This window comes from Variovorax sp. F042 (assembly GCF_057814215.1).
The window spans coordinates 536,448-555,683 of record NZ_JBVASX010000001.1; the positions used below are offsets into that span (position 1 = coordinate 536,448).

Consider the following 19,236-nt stretch of genomic DNA (forward strand, 5'->3'; position numbering starts at 1 on the left):
AGGTTTCTCAGCCGCAGAAGCCCAAGGGTCAGGGAAGTTCCGAATGCCGCGTACCGTCCAAGTCCACACCGTCCTGAGCGCCGAGCAGCTCAAGTTCCGCTCCATGCGGGGACAGGAAGGCCTCTCGCAACTCTTCGAGTTCGAAGTGGACATGGTCAGCACCAGCTTCAGCCTCGACCTGAAGCAACTGCTCGGCACTTCGCTCACGCTGGAACTCGCCGACGAAGGCGCGCCGCGTTTTCTCAACGGCACCGTGGTGCGCTTCGAGCTGGTGGGCCGCGCCAACGAAACCGGCCGCCACTACATCTACCGCGCGCTCGTGCAGCCCTGGCTGTGGTACCTCACGCGCACTACCGACTGCCGCATCTTCCAGAACAAGAGCGTGCCCGAGGTGCTCGACGAGGTGCTGGGCAAGTACGGCTTCCAGTTCGAGAAGCGCCTCACAGGCAGCTACTCCGCCCAGGAGTACTGCGTGCAGTACCAGGAAAGCGACTTCGCCTTCGTGAGCCGCCTCATGGAGCACGAAGGCATCGCCTACCACTTCGAGCACAGCAACGGATCGCACCTGCTGGTGCTGGCCGACGATGCAGGCAGCTACAAGCCGCTGCCCGGCCACGCCAGCATTACCTACCGCCCGCGCGACCGCGTGCTCAATGCGATGGAGCCCTGCATCGACCAGTGGCGCGTGTCCGAGCAGATCACCTCCGGCCGCGTAATGCTCGACGACTTCGACTTCCAGAAGTCACGCGCCTCGCTGCAAAGCGTGCAGCAGGACCCGAAGGCCCACGAGCATTCGACCTACGAGGTCTATGAATGGCTCGGCGGCTACAGCGAGCATCAGCAGGGCGATGCCTACGCAAAGATCCGCCTGCAGGAGCTGCAGTGCGCGCACGAGCTGGCATCGGGTCACACCAACGTGGTCGGCATGGCGCCGGGCTACCTGTTCGAGATGACGCACTGCCCGCGCGAATCGGACAACCGCGAATACCTCGTCACCGAAACCCGCTACGACCTGCAAGAGCCCGAATACTCCACGGGCGGCAGCACCGAATCGGTGTGCGAATTCGACTTCACCGTGCTGCCCTCGACCGTGGCCTATCGCCCCGCGCGCAACACGCCGCGCCCACGCACCAACGGCCCGCAGACCGCCACCGTGGTCGGCCCCGAAGAAATCTGGACCGACCGCTTCGGCCGCGTGAAGCTGCAGTTCCGCTGGGACCGCTATGGCCAGTCCGACGAAAACAGCTCCTGCTGGGTGCGGGTGTCGAGCAACTGGGCCGGCGCCAACTACGGCACCATGCACATGCCGCGCGTGGGCCAGGAAGTGATCGTCGATTTCATCGGTGGCGAGCCCGACCGCCCCATCATCACCGGCCGCGTCTACAACAGCGACCAGATGCCGCCATGGGAGTTGCCCGCCAACGCCACCGCCAGCGGCATCCTCACGCGCTCCAGCACCGGCGGCGCGGCCAACCAGGCCAACATGCTGCGCTTCGAAGACCGCACGGGCGCCGAGCAGATCCTGCTGCATGCCGAGCGCAATCTCGATGTGGAAGTGGAAGCCGACGAAACGCGCGACGTGGGCGGCAACCGCACCTCCGTCATTCACGTCAACGAAAAGCTCGACGTCATCGGCACACGCACCACCACCATCACCGACAAGGAAACCGCCACCTACAACGGCGGCGAAGAACGGCTCGTGAACCGTGGCGGCGTCGAGACCATCAACGGCGGGCAGACCCGCACGGTCAACGGCGGCGAAACCGAGACCATTCACAGCGGCGAAACGCGCACTGTGACGGGTGGCCGCACCGAGACGATTTCCGGCGGAGAAACCCGCAGCATCACCGGCGGCCAGAGCGAAACCATTGCGGGCGGCGAAACCCGCACCACCACCGGCGGCGCAACGTGGACCATCACCGGCGGCCTCACGGCCACGGTGGACGGCGCGGAGATGCTCACCACCAAGGGGCCACGCACGGAGAACATCACAGCAGGCGAGACCCGCAACATCACCGGCACGGTGACCGAGAACGTCAGCGTCGAGATCATCGTGAACGCGCCGAAGGTCACCTTCAACGTGCCCCAACACACCATCAGCTCCTCCCAGGAGAACAACTGGCGGATCGCGCGCGCAAGCGGCTGCGTCTTCCGCTTCGGCGCGGTGGCGACCTCCTTCGACGTCTGGGGCGCAAGAGCGCAGATCTACGCTGCCCTCAACCTGCAGCTGGCAACCGTGAAGATCGACATCTCGGCCTTCAAGAACAAGGACAACGGGCTCAGCCTCGAAGCCTCGGGCGCCAACGTGAAGGCCGCGGGCGCCAAGATCCGCAGCGGTGGGCTCGCGATCCAGGCCAAGGTCATGAGCATCTTCAGCTAGCGCACATGCAATTCTGGTTGCCCCTGATTTCTGGTGTTCTGATCGTTGTCTTCCTGGTGTTCGTGGTCGTGCACACCGTGCGCAACAACAGGCCGTACCGCGAGGAAGCGCGGCGCTATGAGCGCCTGGTGAAACAAGGCCAGCCCGCCAGCGCCCAGGTGCTTGCCCTGCGGGAGCTCGCACAGGGCACCTACGACAACGACGTCGAACTGCGCGTGCGCACCGCCGAGCTGGCTGGGCGCCCACCGCTCGAGCAGATGTTCAAGACCCGCATCGCGCGCGAGCTGGTGGTCAATTTCATGCCCGGCCAGACGATTCATGTGCTGATCGATCCGGCCGATTCGACGGCCGTGGCCATCGACCGCCGCAAGTCGACCACGACCATTTCCCGCTGATCCCGCGCGCATTCCCTGTTTCATGAAAGTCATCAAGCCTCTCCGGCTCAGCGTATTGAGCCGCCCGTTTCCATGGCAGCGACGCCAGCGCCTGGGGCTGACAGTGGTCGCCATGACAGGCATGGATGGCGTGCCCATGCTCTACCCGGACGCCGAGCTCTGGCCCTTGGTGGCCGAAGAAATCGGCGAACAGGGTGTGCTCGATCTCGGCATGCCCAAGCGCAGCGCAGAGTTTTTGGCTACCGGCCATGCCTATACCGCGCACCAGCAGATCCGCAACCAGTGCCTGGTGAAGATGCGCGTCGGCACGCTCGAAAAAACCCTGCGCGTCTCGGGCGCCCGCTACTGGCTCGACAAGCGCGCCACGCCGCCGCAAGACTTCGAGCGCATGCCGCTCGACTGGCAGCACGCCTACGGCGGCGCCTCGTTTGCGGACAACCCGCTCGGCATCGGCGCCGCGGAAGAGATGGTCAACGGCGTGCGCACGCGCCGGCTGCCGAACGTCGAGTCTGCAGATGCACCTATCCAGCGTGTCGACCAGCAGCCCTCCCCCGCCGGCTTCGGCGCCATCGACGTGATGTGGCCCCGGCGCTTTGCCCGCATCGGCAAGGAATACGACGCCCAATGGGCCAAGGAAGACTTTCCGGCCTTCTCCGGCGACATGGACTGGCACCTCTTCAACGCGGCGCCCGAAGACCAGTGGTGGCGCGATGCCGATCGCATTCCCGATGCCGCGCCTTACGAAATCTGGAACATGCACCCGCACAAGCCCTATCAGGCAGGCCGCCTGCCGGACTGGCGCGCACGCTGCTTCCTGACGCTGGCTTCCGAGGCCGGCGAGACCACCTTCACCGACGTGCCGATGCGGATGACGACCGCCTGGTTCTTCCCGCACCGCGAGCGCATCGTGCTGATCTACCACGGTGTGGCGGACATCCGCGAAGACGACGCAGCCGACGTCGTCCACCTGATGCCAGCGCTTGAAGAGGCCGGCGCCGAAGCCCTTCCGGCCAGCTATTACCAGGGCATCCTGCATCGACGACTGGATCCGGAAAGCGGCGCGCTCTACAGCTTTCGCGATCGGGAACTGGTTCCCGCAGCGGCCATTGCCCCCTGGCTCGACACCGTATCGCTGAAAGACCGGCCACTCGGCCCATTGGCCCGTAATGCGCACAAGCACGGCGAGTGGATGCGCGAGCAAATGCGCCAGCAGATGATCGGCGACGGCCAGGACCCCGCGCGCTACTTTCCGCCCCAAGACCCGGCCGACGACCTGCCCACGCTGGACGCCCTGCCCGAGTTCGTCGCGCGCACCAAGCGCATGCAGGAAGAAGCCAAGCAGAAGCTGCATACGCAGCAGCAGGAGCTGAGCGAGACACTTCGCACGCGCGCCGCCGAAGCCGGCCCGACGGAGCCGGACCTGAGTCCATTGCTGGCGCTGACCGAAGGCCGCGAGCGCTCCGGGCTCAAGGGGCCTCCCGCCGCGGCGATGGCGCCGCATCTCCAGAGCATGGCCGCGGCCATGTCGGAAATGCCGGGCTCGCGTGCAGCGGACATGGCCCCCGTCGCCGACCTCCTGGGCCGCGGCGAATTGATTGCCGCGGCGCAACGCAAGATGTACCTGAGCAGCGCCCACCACCAAGACGCCGCCGACCCGATGACGCCGGCACGCGCCGCCGAAGTGCGCGAGCAGGTAACGGCGCTGCTCGCCGGCAGCCGCGATTTTTCGGACATGGACCTGACCGGCGCCGACCTCTCGGGCATGGACCTGCGTGGCGCCCGCTTCTGCGGGGCACAGCTGGAAAGCGCCAACCTGCGCGGCGCGCAACTCGACAACGCCGACTTCTCCCGCGCCGTGCTCGCCCGTGCCTGCCTCGACGGTGCTTCGCTGCGCGGCACGCGGCTGGACAACGCCAACCTGGGTTTCGCTCAATGCAGGCAGACCGTGTTCACGGGCGCCCATCTGCACAACACGGTGCTGGAAAACATCCTCTGCGAAGACTGCGACTTCAGCGCTTCGCAATGGGAAGACAACACGGTCATCGAGGCCGCGTTCGTGCGCTGCCGCTTTCACGGAGCCAGCCTCAAGGTGGTCATGTTTCTCGAGAAGGTGCGGCTGGAACAGCTCGACTTCGAAGAGGCCATGTTGTTCAAGCTGCATCTCGTGAGCTGCAAGCCCGGCGCAATCGGCTTCGTGGGCGCCCGACTCGAGAGCAGCGTGTTCGTCGACGTGCAGGCCGATGGGCAGATGGATTTCACGCGTGCGAGCCTGCGCACCACCTGCGTCGTCGGTACCAGCAGTTTTCGCGAGGCGAAGTTCCAGGGCGCGCACCTGCGCGAATGCAGCCTGCGCGAGGTCGCCTTGTCGCAAGCCGATTTCAGCGACGCGCGGCTCGAGAACAGCGACTTCTCCGCATGCGACCTGTCCCGAGCCGATCTCTCGCGCGCCAACGCACGCGATTCACGCTTCGTGCGCACCGACCTGCGGCATGCCAGCCTGCTGAACGCCGACCTGATCGACGCGAGCTTCCAGAAGGCCGACCTGCGCGGCAGCGACCTGCGCGGCGCCAACCTCTTTCGCGCCGACGTGTCCCAGAGCCTCATGGACGACACCACGCTGCTCGACGGCGCCTACACGCACCTGGCCAAGGTCTACCCTGTGCGCCAGGAAGCCGCGGCCGCATGACGCCGCACCGAATGCAATCCATGGTGCAGCGCGGCGAACCGATCAGGGAGCGAAGCTGCAGAGGCTGGCGCCTTGACGGAATGGATTTCTCCGGAGGCGTGTTCCTGGAAGTCGACTTCGACGGCGTGAGCTGCATCGGCACGCACTTCGAAGAAGCCCAATTCGACCGCTGCACGCTCAACGGCGTGCAGCTGAATGATGCACAGCTCAAGAAAGCCGCCTTCTCGCTATGCACGCTTCCGTCGGCGAACCTGACGGGCGCCGTGCTGGACGATGCGGTGTTCCATCGTTGCCAGTTGCCAGGCAGCGACTTTTCGCAGGCCAGCGTGGCAGACACCAAGTTCATGGAAAGCGCCCTCTCGCGCAGCCGCTTTGCGGCGGGCCTGCTGGACCGGACCTTGTTCTTCAAGTCGCCGCTGGATGGTGCCGACCTGTCGCAGGCACAGCTCGACCGGGCCGTGTTCTATCAGGTCGACCTGCGCGAGACCGCGCTGGCGGGGGCACGCTTCGAGCGCGTCGTCTTCGTCGAGTCGCGCCTTGCCGGGCACGACTTTTCGAACCACCACTTCCAGCTGTGCCAGTTCACCGACGCTGATCTCGAAGGCTGCAACTTCGAGGGCGCCCACATGGCGCAGTGCAACTTCAAGGGCGCCGTGCTGCGCGATGCGGTGCTGCGCAACGTTCATGCACCGCAGGCGTTGTTTCCCGAAGCCGACCTGAGCCGGGTCGTTGCACGCGGCGCGCATTTCGACCAGAGCCTGTGGATTGACGCGAAGCTCGCGGCTGCCGATTTCGGCGAGGCCAGCATGCAGCAGTGCATCTTCCATCGGGCCGATTGCACCGGCACCAGCTTTGCCGGCGCGGACCTCACCTACGCGGATTTTTCCGGGGCTGCACTGGAAGGCGCGAACTTCGATGCCCGGCTCTTCCGCACCCAGTTGCATGGCGCACGCGACGTTCCCTCTGCCCTGCGCGGCCATGCCGGCGTGCTGCCCAACGACCCCGACCTGTTCGAGGCGGAACGCTGGTCCGCGCAGCGGAATGCATCTTCCATCCCATCCACGAAAGGCGAAACCCCATGAACATCGCAGCATTGCGCAGTCCCCAGGCCGGCACGGACGACGCGCCCGTGCAGCGCCTGGGCAAGGTGGTCGAGCACCTGCCCGAAGGATCGCTGTACCGCGTGGAATGCGACGACGGTGCCTGGCAATGCCGCCGCGCTGCCAGCTGCCTCCTGCGCCCCGAACTCGGCGACACGGTGCTGATTGCCGGGCCCGACCGCTACCACGTGTACCTGATCGCCGTGATCGACCAGGCCGACGACACCACCGCGCACATCGAGACGAAGGGCCGCCTCACGCTGGCCACGCCCGCGGGCGGCGTGCACATCGAGAGCAGCGAAGCCATAAGGCTGCAATCCGCCAAGGCGGTGGAAGTCAGCAGCGAGCGTTTCGCCCTGACCGCGACCGAAGCCGACTGCAAGGTAGACCGGCTGAACTACGTCGGCAACGCCGTCAAGGCCATGGCCGCAAGTATTCATGTCGTCGGCCGGCTGTGCGAGACCGTGATGGACCGCCTGGTGCACATCAGCCGCACGGCCTTCCGCATGACCGAGCAGACGGAGCAGGTGCGTTGCGGCCAGCTCGACTACGAAGCCACCGACCTCGCCCGCATTCACGCAACGCAGACGGTGCTCACGGCGCAGGCGGTCGTGAAGGTCGACGCCAATCAGATCCACATGGGCTGAGCCCGGAAACACAAGGAGTCGACAGCATGTTTGCAAACTGCCAGATGATGGGCATGGACCTGGCCTTTCCCGACGTGTGCAAGACGCCGCCGGCCATTCCCATCCCCTACCCCAACTTCGCGCTCGGCCCGACCGCAATTCCCAATGCGTGGAACATCCTCTTCATGTTCGCGCCGGCGCACAACCTGGCGACCGTCACGCCGCTCACCAACGGCGACAACCCCGGCGTGACGCTGGGAGTGATCTCGCCTTCGGTGATGGGGCCTTCGCGCCACATTACCGGCTCGTTCACCGTGCTGCTGAAGGGCAGTCCGGCCACGCGCATGACGAGCCTCTCGGTACAGAACCGCAGCAACGCGCTGGGCATGCGCATCGTGCCGAGCCAGTGCAAGGTGCTGATGCTCGCGGCCTGAGGCCGTTCGTTATTCCGCCTTCACCCCCGCAGTGCGGATGACCTTGCCCCACTTGGCGGTTTCCGCGGTGATGAAGGCGTCGAATTCCTCGGGCGTGCTGCCCGCCGGAATGGTGCCCATCGCGTCGAGCTTCGCGCGCGTCTCGTCGCTCCTGATGATGCGCGCCACCTCCTCCGACATGCGTTTGACGACATCGCGGGGCGTAGCCGCTGGCGCCAACATGCCGGCCCAGGTGCTGCCGGTGAAGCCCGCGAAGCCCTGCTCGATGAAGGTGGGCACCTCGGGCGCCGCCGCCAGTCGCTTGTCGCCCGCCACACCAATCAGACGCACCTTGCCTGCCTTGGCCTGGTTGATGAGCCCCGTGGGCGCATCGAAGAAAAGCTGGATCTGCCCGCCCATCAGGTCGGTCAGCGCCGGCACCGCGCCCCGGTACGGGATGTGGATCATGAAAGTCTGCGTCAGCGACTTCCACAGCTCGGTGGTGAGGTGCGCGGCCGAGCCGTTGCCCGATGAGCCGAAGCTCACCTTGCCCGGGTTGGCGCGCGCATAGTCGATGAGCTCGCGCGCGGTCTTGAAAGGCGCATCGACATTCACCGCGGCCAGCAGCGGCGACACCCCCATCAGCGACACGCCCGTCAGATCCTTTCGCGGGTCGTAGGGCAGCTTGGGGTACAGCGTGGTGTTGGCCGCGTAGGCGGCGATGACGACGCCGAAGGTCGTGCCGTCGGGCGCCGCCTTGGCGATGGCATCGACGCCGATCAGGCTGTTGGCGCCGGGCTTGTTGTCGATCAGCACCGGCTGACCGAGCTTCGTCTGCAGCCCTATCTGCACCAGCCGCGCCATCTGGTCGGTGAATCCGCCGGGCGTATAGGGCACGATGATGCGGATCGGCTTGGTCGGCCATGCGCTCTGCGCGAACGATGGCAAGGCTAGGCTTGCGGCGGCGGCGGTAGCGAGCGTGAACTGGCGGCGAGACAGCGTGGCGTGGGGCATGGTGGCGGCGTTGCTTTGGAATGAATGGACCGGGCCATTCTCGAAGCGCCGCACGCTGCCACGGTCAGGGTTTGCCCGGCGGGTCAGCCTCACCGCGCCAACGGCAACCGCATATCGAAGCGCGCCCCGCCGCCCGCTTCGTTCGCCGCCTCGATCCGCCCGCCATGCGCATGCACCACGGCCTGCGACAAGGCCAGCCCCAGCCCAAGCCCAGGCGTCTTCTCGTCCGACCGCGCCGTGGCACCGCGATAGAAGCGCTCGAACAGATGCGGCAGTTCGTCTCCGCGAATGCCCGGCCCACTGTCCGCCACACTCAGGACGGCTTCATTCGCCTCCACGTCCGCACGCAGGCTCACGCGCACCGTCGTGCCGGCCGGCGAAAACTTGAGCGCGTTGTCGAGCAGATTGGCCAGAGCCAGGCTCGCCGCGCCGCGCGCCACCCGCGCAGCCACGGGCAGTGCGGGTACCAATGAAATCTCCAGCCGCCTTTCGCGCGCCATCGGCTCCAACCGGCGCACGGCCTCTTCCGCCAGCACGTTCAGCGACACCGTCTCGGCCGCGTCGCGTTCCTGCCCTGCGTCGAGCCGGGCCAGCACCAGCAGCTCTTCGACCAGCAGCGTGAGTGATTCGACTTCTTCGAGCGAGGAATGCAGCGTCTCCACATAGGCCGCCGGTTCGCGCGGCCTGCGCAAAGCGAGTTCAAGCTCGGTGCGCAGCCGCGACAGCGGCGAGCGCAGCTCGTGCGACGCATCCGCCGTGAATCGCCGCTGCGCCTCCATGCCCTGCTCAATGCGCGCCAGCATGGCGTTGAGCGTGTCGACCAGCCGGCCGATCTCGTCGTTCGTTCCGGGGTGCGGCAGGCGCTCGCCCAGGTTCGCGTCACCGATGCGATGCGCCTGCTGCACCACGTCGTCGATGGCACCGAAGGCGCGCCGGGTGATCAATGCGCCCGCCGCCCCCAGCGCCAGCAGCAGCGCGCCGCCGAGGATCAGGAACAGCACGCTGGCCATCGCCACCGTGCGGTTCACGTCGTCCAGCGAGCCGGCCACCTGCACCGCCAGCAGCGATGAGGCACCGCGCCCCGGCACGGGCACCGAGACCATGCGCGTCGGCTCCTCGCCGAAGCCGTCGAGCGTTTCGAACACGGTCTCGCCCGCCGCGAGCCGCTCGCGCAGTGCGGGCGGAATGGGCAGTTGCGCCTCGCCGAGGTTGCTGCTGCGCGCCAGCACGCGGCCCTCGGCGTCGACGATCTGCACCAGCCGGTCGAGCCGCACGAACGAAGGCGCACCAGGGCCAGGCGGGGCCTCGTGCACGATCACGGTGTCCCCCTCGCCCGCGGACAGCAGCATGCCCATTTCGGTCTCGGCCAGCGCGAGCAGCGCGGCATCGAGCTCGCGGTGCACGTTGCGCGCGAACACGAGATACGAGCCGAAGGCGGCGATCGCCATCACCACCACGATCACGCTGACGTGTGCCAGCGCCAGCCGCTTGCGGAAACTAAGCATGTCCAACCACGCCGTCGTCGGCCAGTGCCAGCCTGAAGCCGCGCCCGCGCACGGTCTGTATCAACGGTGCGGCCGGCGGCGCGTCGACCTTGCGGCGCAGGTTGCTGATGTGCACGTCGATCAGGTTGTCGATGGCGATCAGGTCGTCCTTCCACACCTGCTCGGCCAGGCGCGACCGGCTCACCACCTCGCCGGCATGGCGCAGCAATATCTGCAGGATCGCGAATTCCTTGTGCGTCAGGTCCAGCACCATGCCGCCGCGCAGCACGCGCTGGCTCTGCGGGTCGAGGCTCAGGTCGGCCAGCGCGAGCACCACGGGCCGCATGATCTCGGAGCGGCGCAGCAAGGCGCGCACGCGGGCCAGCAACTCGTCGAAGGCAAAGGGCTTGGTCAGGTAGTCGTCGGCGCCGGTGTTGAGGCCGGCCACGCGGTCGCTCAGCGCGTCGCGGGCGGTGAGCATGAGCACGGGCGTCTTGCAGCCGCGCTGGCGCAGATCGCGGCACAGCGTGAGGCCGTCCTTACCGGGCAGCATCCAGTCGAGCACGATCAGGTCGTAGGCGACGACGAAGGCTTCCTCGTCACCCTCCTCCGCCGTGTGCACGACGTCGACGACAAAGCCCTCTTCCTGCAGGCCGCGGGCCAACAGCCGGGCGGCCTTGCGGTCGTCTTCGATCAACAGAATTCTCATGGCGCGAATCATGCCCCGGCTTCCTGACTGCAGGCCGCAGGGGTGCGCAAGGGCCAATCCTTAAGACATCTTCAGGATTTCTTGAGAACTTCTTAAGTCGCCCTTTCGTACCCTCGCCGAGAGGAGACGGGAGCGGATCGAGGGCATGGGGAAAGCACCCCGTGCGCAGCGCGCCCGTCCTCGCAACGGACGCATTGCGACGATGAAGATGAAAAAGAAATCCCTGTACCAGATGACGCCGGCACGCATCGTGTTCGGCGTACTGACCTGCGCGGCGCTGTGCGTCGACTCCTTCGACAACACCGCCCATGCCGCCACCGCCGTGGCCGCCGCACCCGCGCCGATGCTCGTGCGCCAGGGCAACCGCCTGAGCGTGCCCGCCGGCTCGCCGCTGCGCGAGCGCCTGCTGGTCGCCACGGTCGGCCAGGATGCCCTGCCGCACGAAGTGAGCCTGCCCGCCACGGTGGAGGCCAACCCGGCCGGCACCGTCAATATTCTTCCCCCGCTGACCGGCAAGCTGCTCGAACTGAAGGTGCGCCTGGGCGACACGGTCAAGCGCGGCCAGGTGCTCGCCACGATGGCCTCGCCCGATCTCGCGCAGGCCGTGGCCGACGCGCAGAAGGCCCGCGACGCGCTCGACCTGGCGCAGCGCGCGCTGGTGCGGGCGCGCGGCGTGAACGAGGCCGGTTCCAACGCCGCGAAAGACGTGGAGGCGGCCCAGAGCAGCGTCGCGCAGCAGACAGCGGAGCTGCACCGCAGCGAAACGCGCCTGCGCAGCCTGGGCGCTGAAGGCAGCGGCGGGCAAGCCGGCCAGGTGCTGAAGATCGTCGCGCCCATGGCCGGCACGGTCACGGCGCTGAACGCGGCCGCGGGCGCCAACCTGAACGACGCCAATGCGGCGCTGATGACGGTGTCGAACCTCGACTCGGTCTGGGTCACGGTCAACGTGCCCGAGAACGTCGTGGGTGCGGTCACCCCGGGGCAGAACGCGGTCATCACGCTGGCGGCCTATCCGGGCCGCAGCTTCAGCGGCAAGGTCGGTTTCGTGAGCGCGGTGCTCGACGCGGACACGCGCCGCGCCCGCGCGCGCATCGTGTTCGCCAACCCCGAGGGCATCTTCAAGCCCAACATGTACGCAACGGCCGTGCTGGGCGTGCCGCAGGGCGCACAGCCGCAGGTGCCGGCCTCTGCCCTGCTGATGAACAACGACAGCGTGAGCGTGTTCGTCGAGGCCGAGCCCTGGACCTTCGTGCGGCGCATGGTCGAGCTGGGCCGCGAGGACGGCGACAAGGTCCGCATCCGCAGCGGCCTGTCCGCGGGCGAGCGCGTTGTGGTGCGTGGCGGTGTGTTGCTGAATGATTAATCTCATCATCACCCAGTTCTTTCGCCGCAGGCACCTGGCCTGGGCGATGTCGGTGGCGCTGGTGCTGTTCGGCGCCTGGTCGTGGACGCAGATGACGGTCGAGGCCTACCCCGACCTCGGCGACGTGACCGTGCAGGTAACAACGCAGGTCAACGGCCTGGCCGCCGAGGAAATCGAGCAGCAGATCACCACGCCGCTGGAACGCGCGTTGAGCAACACGCCGGGGCTGGCCTCGATCCGCTCGAGCAGCACCTTCGGGCTGTCGCTCATCAACCTGAGCTTCAAGGACGGCACCGACGACTACTTCGCTCGCCAGCGCGTCACCGAGCGCATCGGGCAGGTCAGCTTGCCTTCCGGGGCGCAGCCAGGCCTGGGGCCCGTTGCAGGGCCGGCCGGTGAGATCTACCGCTACACGCTCGAATCGGACACGAAGAACCTGATGGAGCTGTCGGAGCTGCAGCGCTGGAAGGTGATTCCCGCACTCAAGCAGGTGGCGGGCGTGGTGGACATCAACAACTTCGGCGGTTTCACGCGCGAATTTCAGCTCGAACTCGACCCGGCGCGCATGCAGAAGTACGGGCTGGTGCTGAATGACGTGGTCACGGCCATCAACAACAACAGCGCCAACGCGGGCGGCGGGCGCATCGCGCGCGGTGACCAGAGCTATGTGGTGCGCGGCATCGGCCAGATCCACACGCTGGACGACCTGGGCACCGTGGTTGTGGCGCAGAACGGTGGCTCGCCGGTGCTGGTGCGCGACCTGGGGCGGCTGCAGTTCGGCCACCAGGAGCGCGGCGGCATCCTCGGCAAGGACACCAACCCCGACACCATCGAGGGCATCGTGCTGATGCTCAAGTACGAGAACCCGTCTCGCGTGCTCGAAGGCGTGCACGCCAAGATCGACGAACTGCAGGCCGAACTCGCGCCCATGGGCGTGAAGATCGTGCCCTACATCGACCGCGACGACCTGGTGAAGCTCACCGTCGACAAGGTGACGCACACGGTGCTCGAAGGCATGGCGCTGGTGTGCTTCGTGCTCATTCTTTTCCTGGGCAGCCCGCGCAGCGCGGTGGTTGCTGCGGTGGCCATTCCGATGTCGCTGGTCACGGTGTTCATCGTGATGCACTTCACCCGCATGCCGGCCAACCTGTTCTCGCTGGGCGCGATCGACTTCGGCATCATCGTGGACGGGGCCATCGTGGTGATGGAAGCGATATTGCGGCGGCGCGAGGAAGAACCCGAAGCCACGCTCACCGAGGGAAACATCCTCGAAACCGTAAGTCACGTGTCGGGGCCGATCTTCTTCGCCACGCTGATCATCATCACCGCGTACTTTCCGCTGTTCGCCTTCGAGCGGGCCGAGGGCAAGCTGTTCAAGCCAATGGCGTTCACGGTCGGCTACGCGCTGGTGGGCGCCCTGCTCTGCGCGCTCACGCTCATTCCCAGCCTGGCCTACGTGGCGCTGCGCAAGCCGAGCAAGCCCTTCGTCAACAAGCCGCTGGAGTGGCTCACGCGCGCATACCGCCGCGTGCTGGCGAAGCTGCTGGACGTGCCCGCCATCGCCTACGGCCTGAGCGCGCTGGCGCTGGCCGCGGTGATGGTGCTGGGCACCACGGCCGGACGCGAGTTTTTGCCAGACATCGACGAAGGCGCGCTGTGGCTGCAGGTGCAGCTGCCATCGGGCCTGTCGCTCGACAAGGCCAGCGAGATGGCCACCGAACTGCGGCATGTGCTGCTCGAATACCCGGAAGTGTCGTACGTGGTGACGCAGCTGGGCCGCAACGACGACGGCACCGATCCGTGGACGCCTTCGCACATGGAGGTGCCCGTGGGCCTCAAGCCCTACAGCGAGTGGCCGGCCGGGGTGAACAAGGCCGCCTTCGTGCGCACGCTGACCGAGCGCTTCGCGCGCATGCCGGGCTTCGACGTGGGCATCAGCCAGCCGATCATCGACGGCGTGAACGATTCGGTGGGCGGCGCGCACAGCCCGCTGGTGCTGCGCATCTACGGCGACGACCTGAAGGAAAGCCGGCGCATCGGCAACCAGATCGTCGATCTGCTCGAGACGGTGCGCGGCACGGCCTCGGCCTCGCTGTTCCAGGAGCCACCGATTCCGCAGGTGGTGATCGAGCTGAACCGCGAGGCGGCGGCGCGCTTCGGCGTCAACGCGAACGACGTGGCCAGCCTGATCCAGACCGGCATCGGCGGCGCGCCCGTTATCACGGTGTATGCGGAGAACCGCACCTACAACGTGGCAGTGAAGATGCCCAAGAGCGCCAAGGGCAACACCGAGGCCATCGGTGCGCTGCTGCTCAACAGCTCCAGCGGCGCGAAGGTGCCGCTGTCGCAGGTGGCCGACATCCGGCTGCAGACCGGCGAAAGCACTATCTCGCACGAGATGAACGAGCGGCAGATCACCGTGCGCGTGGACAACCGCGACCGCGACCTGGCTTCGTATCTCGATGAGGCACGGGCCCGCATCGCGAAGGAAGTGAAGTTCGACCCGGCCAAATTCAGGCTGCAATGGGCCGGCCAGTTCGAGAACCAGCAGCGTGCGCAGGCCCGCCTGGGCGTGTCGCTGGCCATCGTGGTCTGCATCATGGCGGTGCTGCTGTTCTTCCAGTTCGGCAAGATCCGGCAGGTGGCGCTGATTCTCGGTGTGGTGCCCATGGCCACGCTGGGCGGGTTGATCGCGGTGCACGTGGCGGGCGAAACGCTCAACGTGGCCACTGCCGTGGGCTTCATCGCGCTGTTCGGCGTGTCCATACAGAACGGGATCATCATGGTCGCGAACTTCCGGCGCGTGCGCGGCGAAGGGCTTGCCCTGCAAGCCTCGGTGCTCGAAGGCGCGGCCGAGCGGCTGCGCCCGGTGCTGATGACGGCCACGGTGGCATCGGTCGGCATGCTGCCGGCAGCGCTGGCCACCGGCGTGGGCACCGACGTGCAGCGCGGGCTGGCAACGGTGGTGGTCGGCGGGCTGGTGGTGTCGACGCTGCTCACGCTGTTCATCCTGCCGACGCTGTATTTCGCGATGGAGCGCGTTTTCGAGCGCAAGGGCTGGGGCACGCGCTCGCGCCGCGACCGTTAGGAAGGCTGGAGACACAACACATGAAGAAGACAACAAGCCTTGCGGCGCCCTTGGCGGCTGGCATCGTGCTGCTGCTGGGTGGCTGCGCGGTCGGGCCAGACTATGTGCGACCGCCGCTGAACCTGCCCACGCAGTACACAGCCTCGCCACCCACCAGCAAGGAGGCCGAAGGCGTGCCACTGGCGCACCTGTCGCCCGAGCTCGACGTGCCGGCGCAGTGGTGGCAAGCCTTTCGCTCCGAGCCGCTGAACGCGCTGGTAACGCAGAGCCTGGCGGGCAACCCGACCATCGAGGCCGCAGATGCCGCCCTGCGCGCGGCGCAGGAGAACGAAGCCGCCGATCGCGCCGCGTTCTGGCCCAGCGTGGCGCTGGGCTACTCGCCCACTCGGCAGCGCGTGGCCAGCGCGGTCGCGAGTCCGGTTTCTTCCAACGCGAACCTGTACACGCTGCACACCGCACAGGTAACGGTGTCGTACACGCCCGACGCGTTCGGCGCCACGCGCCGGCAGGTCGAGGGCGCGCAGGCGCAGACCGAGCTGCAGCGCTTCCAGAGCCTGGCCGCGAAGCTCACGCTGAGCAGCAACGTGGTGGCCGCCGCGATCACCGAAGCCTCTCTGCACGCGCAGCAACGCGCCACGCTGGAAATCGTCGCGGGGCAGAAAGAAGTGCTGCAGGCCTATCGCAAGCAGCAGGCGCTGGGGCAGGTGGCGCTGGCCGATGTCGATGCGCAAGAAGCATCGCTGGCCGCCACCGAGGCCACGCTGCCGCCGCTCGACAAGCAGCTTGCGCAGCAGCGCAACCTGCTGGCCACGCTGGCAGGCCGCTACCCGAGCGAGGGCGTGGCGGCGCATTTCGATCTCGATGCCTTGCAACTGCCTGCGGAGTTGCCGCTGACCCTGCCGTCCAGCCTGGTCGAGCACCGGCCTGACGTGCGTGCGGCCGAGGCGCAGCTGCAGGCGGCCAGCGCCGCCATCGGTGTGGCAGTCGCCGCGCGGCTGCCGAACGTGACGCTGGGTGTGAATTCGTATGGTTCGTCGGCCTACACGCTGTCGGAGCTGTTCAAGTCGTCATCGCTGTTCTGGACCGTCGCGGCCAGCGTGACTCAGCCCATCTTCGACGGCGGCGCTCTCAAGCACCGCGAAGCCGCCGCGCGGGCCTCGTTCGACCAGGCAGCCGCGCAGTACCGAGCGACGGTGCTCGCCGCCTTCCAGGACGTAGCCAACACGCTCGAGGCCATCGACGCCGACACCCGCACGCTGCAGGCGGCCCTGAAGGCCGAGCGCACGGCCTCGCAGAGCCTAGCGCGCACGCGGGCGCAGGTGCGGCTTGGTGACGCCAGCGCGTTGTCTCTGCGCATTGCGCAGCAGGCTCAGCAGCAGGCGCTGCTCAATCTCGTGCAGGCCCGCGCGCTGCGGCTGACCGATGCGGCCGCCCTCTTCCAGGCGCTCGGCGGCGGCTGGTGGAATACTGCTGCTCCACCGGCGCAGCTAGCCGCCTCGTCTTCTTCCCATTCCCCCGCATCGCCATGAACATCATCCGCCACGAGATGGGCCCCCGCTTCAGCGAGATGGTGACCGTCGACCTGGGCGCCGCGCGCCTGCTCTACCTCTCCGGCCAGGTGGCCGAGAACCCGTCGCTCGACATCACCGGGCAGATGCGCGAGATCCTGTACCACATCGACGACATGCTCGCCACGCAGGGCGCAACGAAGAAAGACCTGGTCAGCGTGACGATCTACCTGCGCACCGTGGGCGACTACGCCGCGATGAACTCTGTGTGGGACGAATGGGTGCCTGCCGGCCACACGCCGGCGCGCGCCACGGTGGGGGCGAAGCTGATCGACTCGGAATACCGCGTCGAGATCCAGGCCACGGCGGCCATCGGGCCAGTACCATGAAAGGTATGCGTCGCATGGTCGCTCTGTGGGCATTGACGCTCGGTGGCTGCACCGCCTTCGATGCGCACTCGTTCGATCACTCGGCCGGCTGGCGGACCGCGCAGGTCGTCAGCGTGGGCCGCGCGGGCGATCTGGCCAAAACGGCCGACCATGATTGCGGCGTCGAGGGCGGCGCCGCAGCGCCCTACGCCATCGTGCGCTACCGCAACGGCGGCGTGCACACGCGTTCGATCGGCACAGGGCATTGGCCCGCGGGCGCCTCGCTCAAGGTCGGCGATGAGGTGGAAGTGAACATCCTCGACTGCGCCGCGCCGCTGGCGCTTCTCGGTCAGAGCGGCAGCGTCTCGGGCACGCCGTCGCGCTGAAGCCAGCCTTCGAACTCATCCGACAGCCGCCGTGCCTCCCGCGTGGCCCGGCCCCAGGCGGAGATGCGTGCCTGCGCGTCGTTGGCGAAGTGGATGAAGTCCTTGCGGTCGGGCAGCTTGCCGTTGGGCAGCGACCGCACCCATTCGGGGTCGGGCGCGAGCACCACCATGCGGTCGAGGAAGCCGCTGGCCTTGTGGCGCCAGCGCAGGCCCTTGTCGAGCCAGCCCGGCACCACCGCCTGCTGGAAGTGCGGGTACAGCACGATGCCCTCATCGGCCGGCTGGTAGTCGAGGTGCAGGTGGTAGTCGGTGATGCCGCCGTCCCAGTAGGCGCCGCGCGGTGCGCCCGGAATGTCATGCACCGCCGCCAGCAGGAACGGGATGGAGCACGAGGCCTGCAGCACCATGTTGAAGTTGGCCTCGCTCAACGCATGCTGGCGCGTGCGGAAGTCGCGCGTGCCGAAAGGCAAGGCCGCGCCGGGCGTGGAAAACACGCAGCGCTCCAGCCATGCACCCAGGCTCTTGCGGTGCAGGCTGTTGGTGGCAAAGGCGCCCAGGTAGCCGACCGGCGTGCGCGCCCTGCCCTCGCGCCCAAGGATGTGGCGCCCGCGCGATGTCACCACGTGCAAGCGATAGCGCGGGTGGCTCAGCACCTCGCCGATGCGCCCGCCGTAGAAAGATTCAAGGCTTTCGGCGAAACGCTCGCTGAGCTGACTCGGGCTGAGCCGCTTCTGCCCCGGCGGCACTTCGAACTGCTGGTGCACGTAGTCGTGCTCGAAGCGTTCGAAAGCGGCGTCAGGGTCGGCCAGGCAGGCCGTCGACAGCCGCCATGCGCCGATGGAGGCGCCCACCAGATGCACCTGCTGGCTCGACTGCGTGAGCCAGCGGCCGAAGATGAAGCGGTCGAGCGCACCGAGGATCAACCCCTTGGGGCCGCCGGCCGCGCCGGGGATGGTGCGCACGTCCTGCGGACGCAGGCCGTGCTGTTCGATGTGCTTGCGGGCCGCGGGGCCGGCGTAGATGCGCAGGGCTTTCATGCCTGTGTGTGCTCGAAGGGGTTGAGCACCTCGACGCCAAACCCTGCGAAATCGCTCACGTTGCGGGTCACTACGGTCAGCGCATGCTGCTTTGCAGTGGCGGCAATCATCGCGTCTTCATACAGCGTGTTCGAACTGCGATGCATCAGCTTCGCCCAGAGCCTGAAGGTTTCTGCATCCATGGGGAGAACGTTGTAGGAAGCTGCAACCAATGCGGCCCATTGCTCGATCTCGCCGGCCTTGGCGGCGTCTTGCTCGCGTGTGAGTTCGATGCCGGCCTGGATCTCTCCTAGCGTCACCGCCGAGAGATGAAGATCGCTGTCCACAATGGGCGTGAGCCACGCGACGACCGCGCCGTGCGGACGAGGCCTGCGAAGTTCGGAAATGACGTTCGTGTCCAGCAGATACATACCGGCCTCAGCGCATTGGCGTGATGCGGCGCCTGCGTGCGGCACCCCGCTGCGGAACCAGGAATTCGGTGCGTGCTTCCGTCGAGAGCAGCAGGTCCTTGAGCGATGGCTTTGCCGTGGCGTGCAAGCGCCGCCATTCAGCTGCAGGAACAAGCACGGCCACCTCGGCTCCACGCTTCGTCACCATTTGCGGCCCTTCGACGAGAGAGGCCTCGAGAAACTCACTGAAACGCGCCTTGGCGTCCTGCACAGGCCAGGTTTTCATTGCA

Annotated in this window: 17 protein-coding genes; 11 read left to right on the forward strand and 6 right to left on the reverse strand. The window is 67.2% G+C overall.

Translation table 11 applies throughout. The annotated features are described in order from the left end of the window. Positions 1 to 43: 43 nt before the first annotated feature. From ACZYSP_RS02595 to ACZYSP_RS02620, 6 genes are all read left to right on the forward strand, one after another. Complete coding sequence (locus tag ACZYSP_RS02595; protein WP_093074167.1) at positions 44 to 2,380, forward strand: type VI secretion system Vgr family protein; 2,337 nt, start codon at positions 44 to 46, stop codon at positions 2,378 to 2,380. A gap of 5 nt (positions 2,381 to 2,385) precedes the next feature. After that, positions 2,386 to 2,775 (forward strand): hypothetical protein, encoded by a 390-nt coding sequence (locus tag ACZYSP_RS02600; RefSeq protein ID WP_093074165.1) that lies wholly within the window; start codon positions 2,386 to 2,388, stop codon positions 2,773 to 2,775. Between the two features lie 22 nt (positions 2,776 to 2,797). Next, positions 2,798 to 5,461 (forward strand): DUF2169 family type VI secretion system accessory protein, encoded by a 2,664-nt coding sequence (locus ACZYSP_RS02605; RefSeq protein WP_093074163.1) that lies wholly within the window; start codon positions 2,798 to 2,800, stop codon positions 5,459 to 5,461. Between the two features lie 80 nt (positions 5,462 to 5,541). Beyond that, a complete protein-coding gene (locus ACZYSP_RS02610; protein WP_177192713.1) occupies positions 5,542 to 6,543 on the forward strand; it encodes a pentapeptide repeat-containing protein in 1,002 nt (333 codons plus the stop codon). Further along, positions 6,540 to 7,208, forward strand: a complete 669-nt coding sequence (locus ACZYSP_RS02615; RefSeq protein ID WP_093074159.1) for a DUF3540 domain-containing protein — start codon at positions 6,540 to 6,542, stop codon at positions 7,206 to 7,208. Before ACZYSP_RS02610 ends, ACZYSP_RS02615 begins: the two co-directional genes overlap by 4 nt. Positions 7,209 to 7,234: 26 nt before the next feature. Continuing rightward, entirely contained in the window at positions 7,235 to 7,621 is a 387-nt protein-coding gene (locus ACZYSP_RS02620; RefSeq protein WP_093056806.1) for a DUF4150 domain-containing protein, read from the forward strand. A gap of 9 nt (positions 7,622 to 7,630) precedes the next feature. Here the strand turns inward: ACZYSP_RS02620 and ACZYSP_RS02625 are convergent, their stop codons facing one another. From ACZYSP_RS02625 to ACZYSP_RS02635, 3 genes are all read right to left on the reverse strand, one after another. Next, positions 7,631 to 8,614, reverse strand: a complete 984-nt coding sequence (locus ACZYSP_RS02625) for a tripartite tricarboxylate transporter substrate binding protein (protein WP_093074157.1) — start codon at positions 8,612 to 8,614, stop codon at positions 7,631 to 7,633. An 89-nt stretch (positions 8,615 to 8,703) separates the two neighbouring features. Then, entirely contained in the window at positions 8,704 to 10,119 is a 1,416-nt protein-coding gene (locus ACZYSP_RS02630; protein WP_093074155.1) for a sensor histidine kinase, read from the reverse strand. Then, positions 10,112 to 10,807, reverse strand: coding sequence for a response regulator transcription factor (locus ACZYSP_RS02635; RefSeq protein WP_093075196.1), 696 nt, complete (start codon positions 10,805 to 10,807; stop codon positions 10,112 to 10,114). The genes ACZYSP_RS02630 and ACZYSP_RS02635 overlap by 8 nt, the downstream gene beginning before the upstream one ends. Before the next feature lie 208 nt (positions 10,808 to 11,015). Here ACZYSP_RS02635 and ACZYSP_RS02640 point away from each other — a divergent pair, with 208 nt between their 5' ends. Genes ACZYSP_RS02640 through ACZYSP_RS02660 form a run of 5 tightly spaced genes read left to right on the forward strand, consistent with a single transcriptional unit; the run spans position 11,016 to position 17,520 of the window. Then, on the forward strand, positions 11,016 to 12,170 hold the full coding sequence (locus tag ACZYSP_RS02640; RefSeq protein WP_093075193.1) for an efflux RND transporter periplasmic adaptor subunit: 1,155 nt from the start codon (positions 11,016 to 11,018) through the stop codon (positions 12,168 to 12,170). Next, positions 12,163 to 15,258, forward strand: a complete 3,096-nt coding sequence (locus tag ACZYSP_RS02645) for an efflux RND transporter permease subunit (RefSeq protein ID WP_093074153.1) — start codon at positions 12,163 to 12,165, stop codon at positions 15,256 to 15,258. The genes ACZYSP_RS02640 and ACZYSP_RS02645 overlap by 8 nt, the downstream gene beginning before the upstream one ends. A 20-nt stretch (positions 15,259 to 15,278) precedes the next feature. Further along, positions 15,279 to 16,787: an efflux transporter outer membrane subunit gene (locus tag ACZYSP_RS02650; protein WP_093074151.1), complete on the forward strand. Its 1,509-nt coding sequence runs from the start codon at positions 15,279 to 15,281 to the stop codon at positions 16,785 to 16,787. Beyond that, a complete protein-coding gene (locus ACZYSP_RS02655; RefSeq protein WP_093074149.1) occupies positions 16,784 to 17,155 on the forward strand; it encodes a RidA family protein in 372 nt (123 codons plus the stop codon). Before ACZYSP_RS02650 ends, ACZYSP_RS02655 begins: the two co-directional genes overlap by 4 nt. 14 nt (positions 17,156 to 17,169) lie before the next feature. Beyond that, positions 17,170 to 17,520, forward strand: a complete 351-nt coding sequence (locus ACZYSP_RS02660; protein WP_256216633.1) for a hypothetical protein — start codon at positions 17,170 to 17,172, stop codon at positions 17,518 to 17,520. On the opposite strand, the gene ACZYSP_RS02665 is transcribed toward ACZYSP_RS02660, so the two are convergent. From ACZYSP_RS02665 to ACZYSP_RS02675, 3 genes are read right to left on the reverse strand one after another with little or no spacing between them, the layout of a single operon-like run. Beyond that, positions 17,484 to 18,557, reverse strand: a complete 1,074-nt coding sequence (locus tag ACZYSP_RS02665) for a patatin-like phospholipase domain-containing protein (RefSeq protein WP_093074145.1) — start codon at positions 18,555 to 18,557, stop codon at positions 17,484 to 17,486. The genes ACZYSP_RS02660 and ACZYSP_RS02665 overlap by 37 nt on opposite strands. Next, positions 18,554 to 18,967, reverse strand: coding sequence for a type II toxin-antitoxin system VapC family toxin (locus ACZYSP_RS02670; RefSeq protein WP_093074143.1), 414 nt, complete (start codon positions 18,965 to 18,967; stop codon positions 18,554 to 18,556). The genes ACZYSP_RS02665 and ACZYSP_RS02670 overlap by 4 nt, the downstream gene beginning before the upstream one ends. Positions 18,968 to 18,974: 7 nt before the next feature. After that, complete coding sequence (locus ACZYSP_RS02675; RefSeq protein ID WP_093056816.1) at positions 18,975 to 19,232, reverse strand: type II toxin-antitoxin system Phd/YefM family antitoxin; 258 nt, start codon at positions 19,230 to 19,232, stop codon at positions 18,975 to 18,977. Positions 19,233 to 19,236: the final 4 nt, after the last annotated feature.